Raw genomic sequence first — 15,279 nt, forward strand, 5'->3', positions numbered from 1 at the left:
GCCCATTCGTGATTATTATCACGCCCGGGTTTGTTCGCGCCTGGGGCCGACCCCGGTCCGGTGGGGGTGTACAGGGTTTTAACCGCCAGGGGCGGGGGCGTGTGGGGGGGGTACCCCGCCCGACGGGGCGCCGAGGCCCCCAGCTGACCCCGGGCGGGGCCGGGGGCGGCCGTACCCTGGAGGAATGAGCACCGCCCCCGCCTCCGACCCGCAGTCCCCGCAGCCCGGTTCCCGGCCCGGGGCCACGCCCGCGGCGAAGCCCAGGCCCCGGCTCGTCTTCGACGACCCGCTGGACCAGCAGTCCTCGGACGACACCGACCGCGGGTGGGGCGAGCGGCCGCCCGCCGGCGGAAGCGCCGCCGACCTGGCCCGCTTCCTCGACGAGAAGCCGCCGCACCACATCTGACCTGCTAGTACCCCGAACCCGGGTGACCGGAGTAGCCGCCCTGGCCGCCCTGGTTCCCGTACCCGGGCTGGCCGGTCTGCCCGGGCTGCCCGTACTGGCCGTTCTGGTGGGCACGCTGGGCGACCAGCTCGTCCCGGATCTCCTTGAGGACCACCAGCTCGGTGATCTCCATCGTCTCCTGGACGCCCTCCCTGGCCCGGCGGCGCTGCTCCATCCTCGCGAGGTACTTCGCCATCGGCAGCACCATCAGGAAGTAGACGACCGCGGCGGTGATCAGGAAGGTCAGTGCCGCGTTCAGCACCGACCCCCAGAGGATGTTCACCCCGATGGCATCCCCCTTCGCGTCGATGCCGCAGGGGCCCTTCAGGCAGGACGTGTAGCCGTCCAGGCTCTTCGTGCCGACGGCGCCCACCAGCGGGCTGATGATCCCCTTCACCACCGAGTTCACGATGTTCGTGAACGCGGCGCCGATGACGACCGCCACCGCCAGGTCGACCACGTTGCCGCGCATCAGGAAGGCCTTGAAGCCCGCCAGGACGCTCTCCTTCTTCTGCTCGCTCACCACTGAGCCTCTCTTCGAATCCGCCGAACATGGAGCCAACGGTTCCGAAAGCTACGGCAGTCCGGGCCCGGCGTGTCCAATCGGTGCCCGCCTTGTGGTGACTTGGCTGCACGCCCGTCCGATTCAGCACAACGTCACCGCCAGCCGTGCCACTGCACCCGCCCCGACGAGAGCGCGCGCGACATCCCGGGGCACCGACAGCACCACCAGCGCCCCGCCGTCCCCCGCACCCTTCTCCGGTGCGGGCACTTCGGCGACCCGCGCCGCCGCGGCCACCACCTTCGGCGGGCCGGTCCGCTCCGCCGCGACCACGTCCACCCGGTCCCCGGGCCGCAGCAGCCGCACCGTCTCCGCGTCCGAGATCCGCACCGGCGCCGACACCCACCGCACCACCGCGGGCGGAGGCTTCACCTCCGGCGGCGAGACTCCCCGCGAAGCCTGCGCCTCCGTCCCCCCGACCACCGCCAGAGCGGCCGCCAGGACGGCCAGGCCGGCCGACGCGGCCCGCCTCCGGCGCCGTACGGCACGGCGCAGGCGGTCTGCGCCGCGGCCGACGCGAAGCGGCGGAAAGGGCGGTACGGGGCGCGCAGGAGGACATGCGGAAGGAGAGGGGGCGGAAGGGGAGGAGGCGGAAGGAGCGGAAGCGGAAGGGATGCACACGGCCTTGGACATGACGGACACCACCAGCGGGTCGAGTTCCGGTGCCGGGCCCAGCGCCCGGACACCCCCCACGATCCGCCGCCCTCCGGAATCCCGCTCGCGCCTGTGGACGATCCCCAGCCTGTGGACATCTCCGCCACCCACACGGGTGAGCGGCCGTCAGGTACCGGTGCCCTCCTCGCGCAGGACCAGGGCCAGCAGCCCCGGGAAACGGGCGTCGAACTCCGCGCGCCGCAGCCGGTTGACCCGTCCCCGCCCCTGGTCGCGCTGCTCCAGCAGCCCGGCCGCGCGCAGCACCGCGAAGTGGTGGCTGAGGGCGGCCTTGCCCACCGGCACGTCGAAGGTGCCGCAGCCGCGCTCCCAGTCGGCCGCGCCCGCGAGCTCCCGTACGAGCCTCAGCCGCACCGGGTCGGCGAGCGCGGCGAGTGCGGCCTGGAGGGGCACCTCGTCGGGGTGGGTGTGTTCGGGTTCGGCCCGGTGTCCCATCGCGGTTCCTCCCTGGATCCCGGCGCGGCCCCACGGCGCTGCGGCCCCCACGCCGTGCCCGCGTGCCGCTGTGCCCGCGTGCCGCCGCGCCCGCACGCCACCGCGGCGGCCTTGCGCAATGTTCGATGGGCGTCGTACATTCGCTGCGCCGAAGTGTTCGTATGTGATTGAACAGTCTAGCCGGGGGTACCCGTCATGCGCGCAATCGAGTTCCAGCAGACCGGCGGACCCGAGGTCCTCCACACCGCCGAAGTCCCCGTGCCCGAGCCCGGCCGGAACGAGGTGACCGTCGACGTCGCCTACGCCGGAGTCAACTTCGCCGACGTCCTGGCCCGGGCCGACGGCTACCGGGTCCCGGCCCTGCCCTTCCGCCCCGGCCTGGAGATCTCCGGCCGGATCCGGGCCGTCGGCCCCGGCGTCGAGGGACTGCGCCCCGGCCAGGAGGTCGCCGCGCTCACCTCGCACAGCGGCTACGCCGAAGTCGCCGTCGCCCCCGCCGCCACCGTCTTCGCCCTCCCCGACGGCGTCTCCCTGCGCACCGCCGCCACCCTGCCGACCGTCCTGCCCACCGCCCACGCCCTCGTGCACCGCGTCGGCAGGCTCCGCGCCGGAGAGAGCGTCCTCGTCCAGAGCGCGGCGGGCGGAGTCGGCACCATCGTCGGCCAGCTCGCACGGCTCGCCGGGGCGAGCGCCGTCTACGGGGTCGTCTCCCGCCCCGAGAAGGCCGAGGAAGCCCTCAAGCACGGCTACGACGAGGTGTTCGTCGGCGACGGGTTCACCGAGGGGGTGCGCCGCGCCACCGGCGGCCGCGGCGTCGACCTCGCCCTCGACCCCGTCGGCGGCGAGACCTTCCGCCGCAGCCTGGACTCCCTCGCGCGCTTCGGCCGCCTCGTCGCCTTCGGCAACGCCGGCGGAGCCGCCCCCTGGCATGTCGGGCAGCCCGAGCTGAACCCGCGCGGGCTCTCCGTCGGCGGGTTCTCCATCCTCACGCTGGCCCAGGACGACCCCGAGGCGCTGCGGGCACTCGCAGCCGAATCCTTCCGCTTCGCCGCCGACGGCGAGGTCGAGCTGCCGGTGACCGCCGAGTTCCCCCTCGACCGGGCGGCCGACGCCCATCGGCTGATGGCCGGCCGCGCCACCACCGGCAAGCTGCTGCTGCGGGTCGCGGGCGCGTGAGCGCCGCCGGTCGGCCGCCACCCGCTCCCGGGCACCCGGCGGCCGCCACCCGTTGCCCGTCCCCGCTACACGCCGGACCGTACGCGGCGCAGCGCGGCCACCGGGTCGGCGGCCCGCGTCACCCCCCGCCCCACCACCACGTGCGAGGCGCCGGCGGCGAACGCGGCCTGCGCCGTCCCGGACCGGGCGGCGTGCTCGCCCGCGTCCGCGCCCGGCAGGGTCACGCCCGGCGTCACGATGAGCGGTCGCGGCCCCAGTACGTCCCCCAGCTTGCCTGCCTCGCGCGGCGAGGCGACGACCCCGTCGCACCCGGCGCCCACCGCCAGCCGGGCCAGCCGCACCACCTGCTCGTCGGGGGTCGCGCCGATGCCGATGTCGGCGAGGTCGTTCCCGGTCATGCTCGTGACCACCGTCAGCGCGAGCACCCGCAGCCCGGGGAACTCCCGGGCCGCGTCCACCGCCGCGGCCATGATCCCCGTACCGCCCATGGCGTGCACGGTCACCATGGACGCACCCAGCGCGCCCGCGGCGCGCACGGCGCCGGCCACGGAATGCGGGATCTCGAAGAGCTTCAGGTCGAGGAAGACCTCGTGCCCGCGCCCGACGAGCGCCTCGACCAGCCCCGGCCCGGCCGCCGTGAGGAGCTCCAGCCCGATCTTGTAGTGGCCGCAGGCGTCCCCGAGCCGCGCGACGAGTGTCTCGGCGTCCCCGCGGTCCGCGAAGTCGAGGGCGACGATGGTCCGGTTGTCGTTGATCACCCGGCCATTGTGTGATGCCGGCCCCGTCCGTCGGCCCCGTCCGCCGTCTTCCGGGCTTCCGCGAGGCCGCGCGGCGCAGTCCCGTACGCACGACCGGGGTCAGGGTGCGGTGGCAGGCCTCGTGGCGGCGAACCGCACCACCGGGTCCCGCGATCCAGGGGCGGCCGGCAAGGCGGCCTCGGCGTCCGGGCCGGCCGGGACGGCCTCGTTCCGGCCGGGCGGGAAGGAGTGGTGCGCGCCGCAGGCCGCGAGCACGGTCCCCAGCTGCTCCGTGACGTCCGCGGCCCAGGTCCGGACCCGGGCCGTGTCGAGGCCGTCCGCTGTCAGGGGAGCTCGATGCCCAGGTCCCAGCCGTCGTGGGCGTGGGTGCACAGGCAGGCGCGGGATTCCGTCGGCGGAAGGGCCGCGACCGCGTCGAAGAGGACCTCGCGCAGGCGGTCCACGTTCTCGCCGAAGACCTTCAGGACCTCCGTGTGGGACACGCCCTCGCCGGTCTCCGCGCCCGCGTCCAGGTCGGTGACGAGCGCCATCGACGTGTAGCAGAGCCCCAGCTCGCGGGCGAGGACGGCCTCCGGGTGGCCCGTCATGCCGACGACCGACCAGCCCATCGCGGCGTGCCACTTCGACTCCGCGCGGGTGGAGAAGCGCGGGCCCTCGACCACGACCATCGTGCCGCCGTCCACCGGCTCCCACGCGCGGCCCCGCGCCGCGGCCAGGGCCACCGAGCGGCCCACCGGGCAGTACGGGTCGGCGAACGTCGTGTGCACGACGTTGGGGACGCTCCCGTCGGGCAGCGGCTCCCCGTCGAAGAAGGTCTGAGCCCGGGACTTCGTACGGTCGACCAGCTGGTCGGGAACGAGCAGCGTGCCCGGACCGTACTCGGCGCGCAGCCCGCCGACCGCGCACGGGCCGAGGACCTGGCGCACGCCCACGGAGCGCAGCGCCCACAGGTTGGCCCGGTAGTTGATCTTGTGGGGCGGGACCTTGTGGCTGCGGCCGTGGCGGGGGAGGAAGGCGACCTGGCGCCCGGCCAGTTCGCCGAGGAAGAGGGAGTCGCTGGGGGGCCCGTACGGGGTGTCCACGCGGAGCTCGGAGACGTCCTCCAGGAAGGAGTAGAAGCCCGAACCGCCGATGACACCGATCTCTGCGTTAGCCATGCCGTCACCCTAACCGGGCATGCGCAAGGCCCCGCCGCCCGGAAGGGGCTGCGGGGCCTTGCGAAGAACGGGCGAAATCAGGGACCGGGCATCACGGATCGGGGATCCGCGATCACGCAGCCGAGGTGGAGCTGCTGCTCGACGACGAGGACGTCGACGAGGCGGCGGGGGCTGCCGGGGCGGCAGGCGTGGACGGCTTCGAGGCAGGGGTGCTGCTCGACGAAGCGCCGCGGCTGTCGTTCCGGTAGAAACCGGATCCCTTGAAGACGATGCCGACCGCGGAGAACACCTTCTTCAGGCGTCCGTGGCAGTTCGGGCACTCGGTCAGTGCGTCATCGGTGAACTTCTGCACGGCCTCAAGGCCCTCACCGCACTCGGTGCACTGGTACTGGTAGGTCGGCACGAATTTCCTCCTGGCACTCTGACTCAATGAGTGCTAACGACGTTCCATGGTGACGTATTCCGGCCGATCAGTCCACCGTCACCGGTACGCGGTGACCGACACCACGCTCGTTCGCCCGTGCGGCCGGGGCCGCCGGGGCCGACGCGTTGATGATCCGGCTCGGGGCCTTCGGGGCCAGCTTCGCCCGCAGCGCGAGCAGGGTGGCCAGGGCCAGCACGGTGCCGCCCATGGGCACCAGGAAGCCGTACGAGGACCCGTGCGCGTCCGTCAGACGGCCGGCCAGGGTCACGGCGGTGGCCTGACCGAAGGCGACCGCGCCGGTCAGCCAGGTGAAGGCCTCGGTCCGGGCGCCGGCCGGGATCAGGGACTCGACCATCGTGTAGCCGGTGATCAGGGCGGGGGCGATGCACAGGCCGACGACCAGGCCGAGCGCGCCCAGCAGGATCATCGAGTGCGCGGTCCACAGGACCGAGGCGGCCACGGTGAGGCCGGCGTACCCGAGCAGCAGCCGGCGGCGCGGGCCGATCTTCCAGGCGATGGCGCCGCAGGCGATGCCCGCGGTCATGTTGCCGGCGGCGAAGATCCCGTAGAGGAGGCCGTTGGCGCCCGGGTTGCCGATCTCGTTGGAGAAGGCGGCCAGCGACACCTGCATGCCGCCGAAGACGGCGCCGATGCCGAGGAAGGCCACGATCAGGACGCGCAGACCGGCGAAGGACAGCGCGGAGGCGCGCTTCCCGGCGCCGGCGACGACGGCGTGCGCCGTGGGCTGGCTGGCGCGCCGGGCGGCGAAGACCAGGCCGCCGGCCAGCGTCAGTGCGGCCTCGGTGACCAGACCGGCGGCCGGGTGGACGCCGGTGCACAGGGCGGTCGCCAGCACCGGGCCGACGACGAACGTGAACTCGTCGGTGACGGATTCGAACGCGGCGGCCGTCGGCAGCAGCGGGGAACCTTCCAGCCGGGCGGCCCAGCGGGCCCGGACCATCGGGCCGACCTGCGGGACGGAGGCGCCGGCGGGGACCGCGGCCAGCGCCAGCGCCCACACGGGGGCGCCGAGCAGGGCGAACGCCACGAGGGCGCTGACGGCGGCGGAGTGCGCGAGGACGACGGGGACCAGGACGGCGCTCTGGCCGTGGCGGTCGGTGAGCCTGCCCATCACCGGCGCGGACAGCGCCATCGAGATGCCGGTGACGGCGGCGACGATGCCGGCGCTGCCGTAGGAGCCGGTGGTGTGCTGGACGAGCAGCAGGATGCTGATGGTCAGCATGCCGAAGGGGAGGCGGGCGGCGAATCCCGGGAGAACGAAGCCGAGGGCGCCGGGTGTGCGCAGGAGCTGCCCGTAACCGGGGCGGGCGGACGTGTCGGTCGTGACCGCGGATGTCACGGCCTGGCCTTTCCGCTGCCTGGTAGAGCGTCCCCGTCTGCGGACGGTGTGCCGCCTCGTGAGCGACCGCACCCGTACATGTGGGAGCCCCGAGAGCTGTCCTCTTGCGCAGAACCGAGTGATACCTGGGCGCCCACTGCGGGAGGGTGCCACGGCCGCTTTGCGGTCGCGCCAGCTCTGCGTCAGGCAGAGTTGGTTCGATGTGGTGTGCCTTTATCGTACAGGCAGACCACGCACGTGTCCTGTGATTCCGGCGACAGGGTGTGTCTTCACCTGCGATTAACTGGAAGTTCGCATTCCGCAGGGCATAAAAGCGGGGTGAAACGGCCCGCACGCCACGAAAACACAGATTTAGAACGACGCTCTAACGCTCCGTTGAAGTGCGCACGGGCTCCCGAGAGCCCGCCGAGGCCCCCGCCGCGGCCCCCTCCGGGCCCCGTCCCCGACCCCGGCTCAGGCTCCGTTCGAGCCCGTCCCGAGCCATCCGGCCAGCTTGCCGCCGCGCGCCACCGCCCGCAGCCGGGCCTCCGCCGCGTCCCGTACCGGATCCGTGGCCACCACCAGGAGCTCGTCCCCGCGCCGCAGCACCGTCGACGGCAGCGGTACGAAGCTCTTCGCGTCCCGGACCACCAGCGTCACCGAAGCCCCCGGCGGCAGCCGCAGCTCGCTCACCTCGACGCCGTGCATCCGCGAGGCGGCCGGGATGGCGAAGGACAGCAGGTGCCCGCGCAGCTTCTCCAGCGGCGCCGACTCGATCCCGAGGTCGGCGGCGCCCGCGTCGGAGTCGCCGAGCTCCAGCTTGCGCGCGAGCCAGGGCAGGGTCGGCCCCTGGACCAGGGTGTAGACGACGACCAGCACGAAGACGATGTTGAAGACGCGGTCGCTGCCCTCGATCCCGGTCACCATCGGGATGGTCGCCAGGATGATGGGCACGGCGCCGCGCAGGCCCGCCCACGACATCAGGGCCTGCTCCTGCCACGGGATCCGGAACGGCAGCAGGCTGACGAAGACCTCCAGGGGCCGCGCCACCATCGTCAGCACCAGCCCGATGACCACGGCGGGCCAGAAGTCGTTCACGAGCTCGTGCGGGGTCACCAGCAGGCCCAGCAGCACGAACATGCCGATCTGGGCGATCCAGCCGAGCCCGTCCGCGAAGCCCCGGGTCGCCGGCCAGTGCGGGAGCTTGGCGTTCCCGAGGACCATGGCGGCCAGGTAGACGGCGAGGAAGCCGGAGCCGTGCGCCATCGCGCCGGCCGCGTACGCCGTCACGGCGATCGCCATCACGGCGATCGGGTACAGGCCGGAGGCGGGCAGGGCCACGTGCCGCAGCCCGTACGCCCCCAGGAAGCCCACCGACAGGCCGATCGCGACGCCGATCGCCAGCTCCAGGGCGATCTTGGCGACCAGGACGTACCCCGGGTCCACCGGGCCCACGGTCGCGAAGGCGACGACCAGGATGACCACGGGGGCGTCGTTGAAGCCGGATTCCGCCTCCAGCACGCCCGTTATCCGGGAGGGCAGCGGGACCTTGCGCAGGACCGAGAAGACGGCCGCGGCATCGGTCGAGGAGACGACCGCGCCGATCAGCAGCGCCTGCCGCCAGTCCAGCCCGACCAGGTAGTGCGCGCCTGCGGCCGTGACCCCGACGCTGATCGCGACGCCGACCAGCGACAGGACGATCGCGGCCGGCAGAGCCGGCTTGATCTGTTTCCACTTGGTGCCCAGACCGCCCTCGGCGAGGATCACGACGAGCGCGGCGTACCCGATGACCTGGGTCAGCTCGGCGTTGTCGAAGACGACGTTGCCGATGCCGTCCTGGCCTATGGCGATGCCTATGCCGAGGTAGATGAGCAGACTGGGGAGGCCGCTGCGTGAAGAGATGCGTACCGCCGCGACGGCGACGAGCAGCACGAGCGAGCAGACCAGCAGGAGCTCATTGAGCGTGTGGACGGTCAGCGGGCGGCCCTTTCCTCAAGTCGCCAGGCGGAACGTTCCTCCGGGCGACAAGTCCGGCAAGATCGACAGGTACTTCGTTACCTTACCTAATATTTGACGCGCCCTTTACGCGATAACCACATTGTGAAACGCCTGTTCGGCCCTGTCCTCGTCACCTCGACCCCTGGCGGATCAACGGACCCGGTCCTGCGCCTATGGTTGCTCCCAGCACTCCCAGGACCACCCTGCCCCTCTAAGGACAGCGATGCCCGCCAACGAAACCGCCCCTTCCGTCAAGAAGAAGGGACGACGCGCCCGTCTGATCGTGCTCGTGCTGGTCCTGGCGCTCCTCGTGGGCTTCGGGTACGGGACGTACTGGAGCATGGACAACGTCCGTGCCTCGTTCCCGCAGGCCACCGGCACCCTCAAGGTCCCCGGCCTGACCGGGACCGTCGAGGTCAAGCGCGACTCCCACGGCATTCCGCAGCTCTACGCCGACAACGACGACGACCTCTTCCGCGCCCAGGGCTTCGTCCACGCCCAGGACCGCTTCTGGGAGATGGACGTCCGCCGCCACATGACCTCGGGCCGGCTCTCCGAGATGTTCGGGGCCGGTCAGGTCGAGACCGACGCCTTCCTGCGCACGCTCGGCTGGCGCCAGGTCGCGCAGGCCGAGTACGACACGAAGCTCTCGCCCGAGACGAAGAAGTACCTCCAGGCCTACGCCGACGGGGTCAACGCGTACCTGAAGGGGAAGTCCGGCAAGGACCTCTCCGTCGAGCACGCCGCCCTCAAGCTCAGCGACGACTACCAGCCCGAGCAGTGGACGCCGGTGGACTCGGTGGCCTGGCTCAAGGCGATGGCCTGGGACCTGCGCGGCAACATGCAGGACGAGATCGACCGCGCGCTGATGTCCAACAAGCTCACGCCGCAGCAGATCGACGAGCTCTACCCGCCGTACCCCTTCGACCGGAACAAGCCGATCGTCGACGCGGGCAAGATCGAGGGCGGGAAGTACAGCCCCGCCACCGCGGCTGCCGGCTCCCCGGCACCGGGCGCCGGCAAGGGCTCCGGCGGGACCGGCACCGGATCGCAGGCCTCCACCGCGTCCACCGCCCCGGCCGACCCCGCGCCGTCCAGCGGCCTCGCGGACGACACCACCGCCCAGGGCGCGACCGTGGGCCTGCGCACCTCGCTGACCTCCCTCGCCAAGACCCTGGACCAGGTCCCCGCGATCCTCGGCCCCAACGGCAGCGGCATCGGCTCGAACTCCTGGGTCGTCTCGGGCCAGTACACGACCACCGGCAAGCCGCTGCTCGCGAACGACCCGCACCTGTCGCCGCAGATGCCCTCGGTCTGGTACCAGATGGGCCTGCACTGCCGCGCGGTCTCCAGCCAGTGCAAGTACGACGTCGCCGGCTACACCTTCTCCGGCATGCCCGGCGTGGTCATCGGCCACAACGCCGACATCGCGTGGGGCATGACCAACCTCGGCGCCGACGTCACCGACCTCTACCTGGAGCAGGTCAGGCCCGAGGGCTACGTCTACGACAACAAGGTGGTCCCCTTCACGACCCGTGAAGAGGTCATCAAGATCGCGGGCGGCAAGAGCAAGAAGATCACCGTCCGCACCACCAACAACGGCCCGCTGATCTCCGACCGCAGCGAAGAGCTCGGCACGGTCGGCAGCCGCGCCCCCGTCTCCAGCTCGGCCCCCGACCGCGGCAACGGCTACGCCGTCGCCCTGCGCTGGACCGCCCTGGACCCGGGCAAGTCGATGGACGCGGTCTTCAGCCTCGACCGGGCCAAGGACTTCGCGAGCTTCCGCGCCGCGGCCCGCGACTTCGAGGTGCCGTCCCAGAACCTGATCTACGCGGACAACAAGGGCCCCTCGGGCAACATCGGCTACCAGGCCCCGGGCCGCATCCCGATCCGCGGCGCCGGCGACGGCCGCATGCCGGCCCCCGGCTGGGACTCCAAGTACGCCTGGAAGGGCGGCAGGGACGGCAACGCCGGCTACGTCCCGCAGGACGAGATGCCGTACGACTACAACCCGTCGCGCGGCTACATCGTCACCGCGAACCAGGCCGTCGTGGAGAGTGGGACCGGCGCCGGCAAGTACCCGTACGTGCTGACCACCGACTGGGGCTACGGCGCCCGCAGCCAGCGGATCAACGACCTCATCGACGCGAAGATCAAGGACAGCGGCAAGATCTCCACCGATGACATGCGCGGCATGCAGATGGACAACAGCAGCGAGATCGCCGCGCTGCTGACCCCGATGCTGTCCAAGATCGAGGTCTCGGACCCGGACGTGCGCTCCGCGCAGAAGCTGCTGGAGGGCTGGAACTACACGCAGGAGCCCGACTCGGCGGCGGCCGCGTACTTCAACGCGGTCTGGCGCAACATCCTCAAGCTCTCCTTCGGCGACAAGATGCCGAAGGAGCTGCGGATCGAGGGCAGCTGCATGAACGTCCAGGAGACGGGCAGCGGTCCGGTCGACGACCTGGCCAAGACGGTCCGCGAGTGCGGTACGCGCGGCCCCGACTCGGCGCAGCCCGACGGCGGCGACCGCTGGTTCGAGGTGGTCCGCCGCCTGGTCAAGGACGAGAAGTCGGCCTGGTGGCAGACGCCGGCCGCCCGCAACCAGCCGGCGACCGCCACCCGCGACCAGCTGTTCGCGCGGGCCATGAAGGACGCCCGCTGGGAGCTGACGGCCAAGCTCGGCAAGGACCAGTCCACCTGGAGCTGGGGCCGCCTGCACCAGCTGACGCTGAAGAACCAGACCCTCGGCACCGGGGGACCCGGCTTCCTGCAGTTCCTCCTCAACCGCGGCCCGTGGAACCTGGGCGGCGGCGAGGCCACCGTGAACGCGACCGGCTGGAACGCCTCCAGCGGGTACGGGGTCACCTGGGTCCCGTCGATGCGGATGATCGTGAACCTCAGCGACCCGGACAAGTCCCGCTGGATCAACCTGACCGGGGCCTCGGGCCACGCCTACCACGACAACTACTACGACCAGACGGACCTGTGGGCCAAGGGCGAACTGCTGGACTGGCCGTTCGGCAAGGAGGCCGTGGACAAGGCGACGGTGGAGACGCTGACGCTCAAGCCGTGACCTTCACGCCGTGACCTTCACGTCGTGAACCTGACCACCCCCGACGGGGTGGCCACCGCCTGGACGGGGTGGTCGTGCGGTTCCGCCGGGACCCGCGCGACCACCTCTTCGTCGTAGAGGAGCACGACCAGCGCGGGGTGAGCCCCCGCCCGTGCCAGGCGCGCCAGCACCCGGTCGTACGAGCCTCCGCCGCGGCCCAGGCGCATTCCGCGGCCGTCGACGGCCAGCCCGGGCAGCAGGACGGCGTCGGCGCCGGTCACGGCGTCCGGCCCGAGCCGCGCCCCGGCCGGCTCCAGCAGCCGCATCCTGCCGGGGTGGGCGGCCTCGGCGAGACTGCCGGGGCCCTCGTACCCGGCCCAGTCGAGATCGTTGTCGGGCAGCAGGAGGGGCAGCAGTACCCGCTTCCCGGCCGCGCGCAGGGCGTCGAGCAGATCGCGGGTGCCGGGTTCGGAGCCGACGGAGACGTAGGCGGCCACCGTTTGCGCATCGGCCAGTTCGGGCAGTTCGAGGGCGGAGCGGGAGAGCGCGAGGGCCGACGTGCGCAGGGATTCGGGGGACAGGGCGCGGCGGGCGGCGAGGAGTTCTCGGCGCAGCAAAGCCTTTTCGGACGGGTTCGGCGGGTTCCCTACCACAGCTGACTCTGATTTCCTTTCAAACCGGTTCATTATCGGATCTACTTACCGGAAACAAACCCGGAGCGGTCTGTTCGACCCACTATCGTTCTGCCCATGACTCAGTTGCACCCTGTGATCAAGAAGGCCGTGATCCCGGCCGCAGGTCTCGGTACCCGCTTCCTTCCGGCGACGAAGGCGACGCCCAAGGAAATGCTCCCGGTCGTGGACAAGCCGGCCATCCAGTACGTGGTCGAGGAGGCCGTGTCGGCCGGCCTGGACGACGTCCTCATGATCACAGGACGTAACAAGCGCGCCCTCGAAGACCACTTCGACCGCAACTACGAGCTGGAGTCGGCGCTCATCGCCAAGGGCGACGACGACCGCCTGAAGAAGGTCCAGGAGTCCAGCGACCTGGCCACCATGCACTACGTCCGCCAGGGCGACCCCCGCGGCCTCGGACACGCCGTCCTGTGCGCCGAGCCGCACGTCGGCAACGAGCCCTTCGCCGTCCTCCTCGGCGACGACCTGATCGACCCGCGCGACCCGCTGCTCCGCCAGATGACCGACGTCCACGCCCGCTCCGGCGGCACCGTCATCGCCCTCATGGAAGTCGACCCCGCCAACGTCCACCTCTACGGCTGCGCGGCCGTGGAGGCCACCGACGAGGACGACGTCGTCAGGATCACCGGCCTCGTCGAGAAGCCCGACCCGGCCGACGCCCCCAGCAACTACGCCGTCATCGGACGGTACGTACTCGACCCGGCGATCTTCGACATACTGCGGGAGACCGAGCCGGGCCGCGGCGGGGAGATCCAGCTCACCGACGGCCTGCAGAAGCTGGCCGCCGACGAGACCGTGGGCGGCCCGGTGCACGGCGTGGTCTTCCGGGGCCGTCGCTACGACACCGGGGACCGCGGGGACTACCTGCGGGCCATCGTCCGCCTCGCGTGCGAGCGTGAGGACCTGGGCCCGGAGTTCCGCACCTGGCTTCACCGTTACGTCACGGAGGAGATGTAGGACCTTGAGCAGCCGCGCACCGCAGGACACCGGCCACGGCACCCAGCGCCTGTGGTCGGTCGACGAGCACCTCGCGGACGTCCTCGCCGCGATCCGGCCGCTGGAGCCCATCGAGCTCCAGCTGCTCGACGCCCAGGGCTGTGTCCTGGTCGAGGACGTCACCGTGCCCGTCGCGCTCCCGCCCTTCGACAACAGCTCCATGGACGGTTACGCCGTCCGCACGGCCGATGTCCAGGGTGCGAGCGAGGAGTTCCCCGCGGTGCTCACGGTGATCGGGGACGTGGCGGCGGGCAGCGGCGAGCTGCCCACCGTCGGCCCCGGCCAGGCGGCCCGCATCATGACCGGCGCCCCGCTCCCGCCGGGCGCCGAAGCCGTCGTCCCGGTCGAGTGGACCGACGGCGGCACGGGCGGCGGCGCGGCCGCCGGGATGACCCCGGCCAGCGCGGCCCCCGAGGGCGCGGCCGGCGAGGTGCGGGTGCACCGGGCCGCCGAGGCGCGGGCCCACGTCCGGGCGCGCGGCAGCGACGTCCAGGCCGGGGACCTCGCCCTGGCCGCCGGCACGGTGCTCGGCCCGCCGCAGATCGCGCTGCTCGCCGCCATCGGGCGGGGCGCCGTACGGGTGCGCCCCCGTCCGCGCGTGATCGTGCTGTCCACCGGCAGCGAACTCGTCCAGCCGGGCGAGTCCCTGGCCGCCGGGACGATCTACGACTCGAACAGCTTCGCCCTGGCCGCCGCCGCGCGCGACGCCGGGGCCATCGCCTACCGGGTCGGAGCCGTCGCCGACGACGCCGAGACCCTGCGCTCCACCATCGAGGACCAGCTGATCCGGGCCGACCTGCTCGTCACCACGGGCGGCGTCAGCGTCGGCGCGTACGACGTGGTCAAGGAGGCCCTGTCCGCCGTCGGCGCGGACGAGGACGGGGCCGACGGCGGGCGGATGGACTTCCGCAAGCTCGCGATGCAGCCCGGCAAGCCGCAGGGCTTCGGCACCATCGGCCCGGACCACACCCCCCTGCTGGCCCTGCCCGGCAATCCGGTGTCCTCGTACGTCTCCTTCGAACTGTTCGTACGGCCCGCGATCCGCGCCCTCATGGGACTGCCGGACGTCTCCCGGCCGAGCGTGCGGGCGACGCTGGCGGCCGACAAGGCGCTCGGTTCCCCGGCGGGCCGCCGCCAGTTCCTGCGCGGCACGTACGACCCGGAGAGCGGCACCGTGTCCCCGGTCGGCGGATCCGGCTCCCACCTCATCGCGGCGCTGGCCCACGCCGACTCCCTGATCGTCGTGCCGGAGGACGTCACCTCGGCGGAGCCGGGAGCCGACCTCGAAGTGGTCCTGCTCGGCTGAACTCGGGCCGGTGCGGGTAGCGTGTTGCACCACACAGGCCCTTGCGGGGCCCGGAGCGGGAGCGGCACGAACCTATGGCAGCGTTTTCCCGGGGGGAGACCCCCGGAACCCCTGAGCACAGCAGGCTGACGCACATCGACGAGGCCGGCGCGGCCCGCATGGTGGACGTCTCGGAGAAGGACGTCACGACGCGGACGGCGCGGGCCAGCGGGCGCGTGCTCGTCTCCGCCCGGGTGATCGAGCTGCTGCGGGGCGAGGGCG

General features: G+C 72.3%; 14 protein-coding genes and 1 pseudogene. 6 read left to right on the forward strand and 9 right to left on the reverse strand.

Going from position 1 to position 15,279, the window contains the following annotated elements; genetic code table 11:
- Nucleotides 1–184: 184 nt before the first annotated feature.
- Nucleotides 185–406, forward strand: a complete 222-nt coding sequence (locus ACFXA3_RS04295) for a hypothetical protein (protein WP_385181710.1) — start codon at nucleotides 185–187, stop codon at nucleotides 404–406.
- A gap of 4 nt (nucleotides 407–410) precedes the next feature.
- Here the strand turns inward: ACFXA3_RS04295 and mscL are convergent, their stop codons facing one another.
- The 3 genes from mscL to ACFXA3_RS04310 all read right to left on the reverse strand — a co-directional run bounded on the left by mscL (nucleotide 411) and on the right by ACFXA3_RS04310 (nucleotide 2,114).
- Nucleotides 411–968, reverse strand: a complete 558-nt coding sequence (gene mscL, locus ACFXA3_RS04300; RefSeq protein WP_385181712.1) for a large conductance mechanosensitive channel protein MscL — start codon at nucleotides 966–968, stop codon at nucleotides 411–413.
- A 123-nt stretch (nucleotides 969–1,091) separates the two neighbouring features.
- Complete coding sequence (locus tag ACFXA3_RS04305; RefSeq protein ID WP_385181715.1) at nucleotides 1,092–1,379, reverse strand: hypothetical protein; 288 nt, start codon at nucleotides 1,377–1,379, stop codon at nucleotides 1,092–1,094.
- A 408-nt stretch (nucleotides 1,380–1,787) separates the two neighbouring features.
- The gene (locus ACFXA3_RS04310; RefSeq protein WP_385181718.1) at nucleotides 1,788–2,114 is read right to left on the reverse strand and encodes an ArsR/SmtB family transcription factor; all 327 of its coding nucleotides are present in this window, start codon (nucleotides 2,112–2,114) and stop codon (nucleotides 1,788–1,790) included.
- A gap of 195 nt (nucleotides 2,115–2,309) precedes the next feature.
- Between ACFXA3_RS04310 and ACFXA3_RS04315 the strand changes: the two genes are divergently transcribed.
- Nucleotides 2,310–3,290, forward strand: a complete 981-nt coding sequence (locus ACFXA3_RS04315; RefSeq protein WP_385181721.1) for a zinc-binding alcohol dehydrogenase family protein — start codon at nucleotides 2,310–2,312, stop codon at nucleotides 3,288–3,290.
- A 65-nt stretch (nucleotides 3,291–3,355) separates the two neighbouring features.
- On the opposite strand, the gene pyrF is transcribed toward ACFXA3_RS04315, so the two are convergent.
- The 5 genes from pyrF to ACFXA3_RS04340 all read right to left on the reverse strand — a co-directional run bounded on the left by pyrF (nucleotide 3,356) and on the right by ACFXA3_RS04340 (nucleotide 8,900).
- Complete coding sequence (gene pyrF, locus ACFXA3_RS04320) at nucleotides 3,356–4,048, reverse strand: orotidine-5'-phosphate decarboxylase (RefSeq protein ID WP_385181723.1); 693 nt, start codon at nucleotides 4,046–4,048, stop codon at nucleotides 3,356–3,358.
- Nucleotides 4,049–4,371: 323 nt separating this feature from the next.
- Nucleotides 4,372–5,205 carry an S-methyl-5'-thioadenosine phosphorylase gene (locus ACFXA3_RS04325; protein WP_385181726.1) on the reverse strand — a complete coding sequence of 278 codons (834 nt, stop codon included), beginning with the start codon at nucleotides 5,203–5,205 and terminating at the stop codon, nucleotides 4,372–4,374.
- 112 nt (nucleotides 5,206–5,317) lie between these two features.
- Nucleotides 5,318–5,608, reverse strand: coding sequence for an FmdB family zinc ribbon protein (locus ACFXA3_RS04330; protein WP_054226644.1), 291 nt, complete (start codon nucleotides 5,606–5,608; stop codon nucleotides 5,318–5,320).
- 67 nt (nucleotides 5,609–5,675) lie between these two features.
- The gene (locus tag ACFXA3_RS04335) at nucleotides 5,676–6,989 is read right to left on the reverse strand and encodes an MFS transporter (protein WP_385181729.1); all 1,314 of its coding nucleotides are present in this window, start codon (nucleotides 6,987–6,989) and stop codon (nucleotides 5,676–5,678) included.
- A gap of 453 nt (nucleotides 6,990–7,442) precedes the next feature.
- Nucleotides 7,443–8,900: a potassium/proton antiporter gene (locus ACFXA3_RS04340; RefSeq protein WP_385181732.1), complete on the reverse strand. Its 1,458-nt coding sequence runs from the start codon at nucleotides 8,898–8,900 to the stop codon at nucleotides 7,443–7,445.
- A 289-nt stretch (nucleotides 8,901–9,189) separates the two neighbouring features.
- Between ACFXA3_RS04340 and ACFXA3_RS04345 the strand changes: the two genes are divergently transcribed.
- Nucleotides 9,190–12,042 carry a penicillin acylase family protein gene (locus ACFXA3_RS04345; protein WP_385181734.1) on the forward strand — a complete coding sequence of 951 codons (2,853 nt, stop codon included), beginning with the start codon at nucleotides 9,190–9,192 and terminating at the stop codon, nucleotides 12,040–12,042.
- Between the two features lie 17 nt (nucleotides 12,043–12,059).
- Here the strand turns inward: ACFXA3_RS04345 and ACFXA3_RS04350 are convergent, their stop codons facing one another.
- Nucleotides 12,060–12,707: a 5-formyltetrahydrofolate cyclo-ligase gene (locus ACFXA3_RS04350; protein WP_385181737.1), complete on the reverse strand. Its 648-nt coding sequence runs from the start codon at nucleotides 12,705–12,707 to the stop codon at nucleotides 12,060–12,062.
- Between the two features lie 63 nt (nucleotides 12,708–12,770).
- Between ACFXA3_RS04350 and galU the strand changes: the two genes are divergently transcribed.
- From galU to ACFXA3_RS04365, 3 genes and pseudogenes are all read left to right on the forward strand, one after another.
- Entirely contained in the window at nucleotides 12,771–13,673 is a 903-nt protein-coding gene (galU, locus tag ACFXA3_RS04355; RefSeq protein ID WP_385181740.1) for a UTP--glucose-1-phosphate uridylyltransferase GalU, read from the forward strand.
- A gap of 4 nt (nucleotides 13,674–13,677) precedes the next feature.
- Nucleotides 13,678–15,018, forward strand: a complete 1,341-nt coding sequence (gene glp, locus ACFXA3_RS04360) for a gephyrin-like molybdotransferase Glp (RefSeq protein WP_385181743.1) — start codon at nucleotides 13,678–13,680, stop codon at nucleotides 15,016–15,018.
- Between the two features lie 74 nt (nucleotides 15,019–15,092).
- Nucleotides 15,093–15,279 (forward strand): annotated as a pseudogene (locus ACFXA3_RS04365) (cyclic pyranopterin monophosphate synthase MoaC); the annotation flags it as partial.

This window comes from Streptomyces sp. NPDC059456 (genome assembly GCF_042750055.1).
Taxonomy (GTDB): Bacteria; Actinomycetota; Actinomycetes; order Streptomycetales; family Streptomycetaceae; genus Streptomyces.

Bases quoted from the DNA above. Each gene is read 5' to 3' on its own strand.
- ACFXA3_RS04295 (WP_385181710.1), top strand. From the start codon at position 185: ATGAGCACCGCCCCCGCCTCCGACCCGCAGTCCCCGCAGCCCGGTTCC.
- ACFXA3_RS04310 (WP_385181718.1), bottom strand. From the start codon at position 2,114: ATGGGACACCGGGCCGAACCCGAACACACCCACCCCGACGAGGTGCCC.
- ACFXA3_RS04315 (WP_385181721.1), top strand. From the start codon at position 2,310: ATGCGCGCAATCGAGTTCCAGCAGACCGGCGGACCCGAGGTCCTCCAC.
- ACFXA3_RS04325 (WP_385181726.1), bottom strand. From the start codon at position 5,205: ATGGCTAACGCAGAGATCGGTGTCATCGGCGGTTCGGGCTTCTACTCC.
- ACFXA3_RS04345 (WP_385181734.1), top strand. From the start codon at position 9,190: ATGCCCGCCAACGAAACCGCCCCTTCCGTCAAGAAGAAGGGACGACGC.
- ACFXA3_RS04350 (WP_385181737.1), bottom strand. From the start codon at position 12,707: ATGAACCGGTTTGAAAGGAAATCAGAGTCAGCTGTGGTAGGGAACCCG.
- galU (WP_385181740.1), top strand. From the start codon at position 12,771: ATGACTCAGTTGCACCCTGTGATCAAGAAGGCCGTGATCCCGGCCGCA.